This is a genomic window from Actinomyces polynesiensis (genome assembly GCF_000820725.1).
Classification (GTDB): Bacteria; Actinomycetota; Actinomycetes; order Actinomycetales; family Actinomycetaceae; genus Pauljensenia; species Pauljensenia polynesiensis.
This window is the reverse complement of the sequence record NZ_CCXH01000264.1, coordinates 1-2,125: the sequence shown is the minus strand read 5'-3', so window position 1 is coordinate 2,125 and position 2,125 is coordinate 1. Positions and strand designations below refer to the sequence as shown.

Here is a 2,125-nt window from a genome sequence, read left to right as displayed (position 1 = left end):
CCTACCCTGCTCAGGTGATGATCTGGCTCCCGCCCTCCGAGGGCAAGACCGCGCCTGCCCACGGCCCCGCCCTCGACCTCGCGGCACTGTCCCTTCCCGCACTGACCGAGGCACGCGAGGAGGTCGCCCGGACCCTCGTCGCGGTCTCCGCCTCCCCGTCCGGCGCGGAGGTCCTGCACCTGGGGCCACGTTCGCGCGGGGACCTCGAGACCAACGCGCACCTCGGCGACGCCCCCTGCGCCCCCGCACGGGAGGTGTTCTCGGGAGTCCTCTTCGAGGCCGCCGGGCTGGGTCGCTGCCGGCGCGGTCCACGGGGGCCGGAGGTGTGGATCTTCTCGGGCCTGTTCGGAGCCCTGCGACCCGAGGACCCGATCCCCGACCACCGGCTCCCGATGGGCGCCCGACTGCCCGGGACGGGTGCCCTGGCGGGTTTCTGGAGGCCACGTCTGCGCGATGCCCTCGAGGACCGCACCCGTGGGGCGACGGTGGTGGACCTGCGTTCTGGCCCCTACCGCTCGGCCTGCACCGGCGGATGGGCCGACGTGCTCCGCATCGACGTCGTGCGCAGCAGGGACGGCCGACGCGGTGTCGTCTCCCACCAGGCCAAGCACTGGCGTGGAATGGTGTGCGCGGGCCTGCTCGACGCCTCACCGGACTCCCTGCCGCCGACGGTGACGGTGGAGGGGTGCGTCAGTGCCATCCGCTCGACGGCTCCCACGATGGTGGCCCACGACGCCACCGGCGCGCGTCAGCAGGTGGTCGACGTCGAGGTCGGACCGACCACGCCCACGCGCGAGGGCGGGTCCGTCACCGTGCTGACCCTCGTGGTCGACTGAAGCGGCGCCCGCGACGAGCATCCGACCTGACGTCGGGCGCACCCCACGCCCGGGCCCGGGCCCGTGGAGCAACCGGTCCGGCGACCGGGTCCCGGCCGGGGTGCAGTCGGTCAGGACGCGGTGGTCCGCACGATGATCTGACCGGTCTCCTCGGCCCAGCACAGCTGGTCCTCCGGGGTCCGGCGCACGTCCTCGAGTTCGGCGGGTGAGAGTTCCGTGGCCGCGCCGAGCACCTGGCCGTCACGCACCTCGACGACCGCCAGGGCGCCGTTGCGCGACCGGGAACGCTCGTACTCGTCCATGAGTTCCGCGGGGACTCGGGCGGCGAGTGCCTCGCGCTCGGCGAGCACGCCGCGCAGTTCCTCGTCGACCCCCGCCATGTCACGGGCGAAGCCGGCACGGGTGGCCTCCACGTCGGAGGCGATCGCGGCGGCCTCGTCCTTCATGGCCTGCTCGGCGGTCTCCGCCGTCTCCAGCCTCTCCATCGCCTCGAGCTGGGTGTCCTCGAGGTCGGACAGCCGCTGGTCCATCCGCCTGATCTCGTGCTCCATCGGGTTCATGTCCCTCAGGGGCACCTCGTTGCGATCGAGCCTCCCCTGCTGGAGCTCGCGGCGGGCGCGGACCTTCTCGATGTCGTCCTCGATGCGGGTGACCTCACGACGGATGTCCGAGATGACGGCGCCCTGCGTGATCGCCGCACGCCGGAGGTCCTCGGCGCGGCCCGAGAGTTCCTGCAGCGTGGCGTGGGCGGGGTGGGAGTTGCGCTGGTGACGCAGCTTCGAGGCGCGCTGGTCGAGCTTCTGCAGGTCGAGCAGCAGCAGTTGGTCCTCGTGCGGTGCGTTCACCGGTGTCCTCCAGTGGTCGGTCGGTGGGTGTTCCACGGTTCTGTGACCATCGTAGAGACTTCCACGTCGAGCTCGACACCATCCGCACGCGCCGCGCCACGCAGCCGTCGCGCGAGCACCGGCAGCCAGGGCCACTCCGTGGCCCAGTGACTGGCGCAGAGGAGCGCCGGGGCCCACCCTCCAGGTGCTCGGAGGCCGGATGGTGCCGCAGGTCCGCGGTGAGGAACACGTCCGCCCCCGCGCGACGCGCCGCGTGGAGGAAGTGGTCGCCCGCGCCGCCGGACACGGCCACGACACGCACGGTCGCGCCCTCGTCCCCGCCAACGAACAGCCCGTGCGGCCCGGCGGGCAGGACGGAGGCCACGTGGTCGGCGAAGGCGCCCAGCGACTGGGGCGTGACACCACCGATGCGTCCGAAACCGACTGCGTGTCCCCCGGCGTCCT

At 73.1% G+C, this 2,125-nt stretch carries 2 protein-coding genes and 1 pseudogene; 1 reads left to right on the top strand and 2 read right to left on the bottom strand.

Annotation, left to right across the window (positions count from 1 at the left end):
- Positions 1 to 836: YaaA family protein (locus TA90_RS11260; RefSeq protein ID WP_222704612.1), on the top strand; the 836-nt coding region annotated here is incomplete at its 5' end.
- Between the two features lie 110 nt (positions 837 to 946).
- On the opposite strand, the gene TA90_RS11255 is transcribed toward TA90_RS11260, so the two are convergent.
- Positions 947 to 1,681: a zinc ribbon domain-containing protein gene (locus TA90_RS11255; protein WP_043536529.1), complete on the bottom strand. Its 735-nt coding sequence runs from the start codon at positions 1,679 to 1,681 to the stop codon at positions 947 to 949.
- Positions 1,678 to 2,125: pseudogene (locus TA90_RS13960) on the bottom strand (Nif3-like dinuclear metal center hexameric protein); the annotation flags it as partial. The gene TA90_RS11255 and the pseudogene TA90_RS13960, both read right to left, overlap by 4 nt.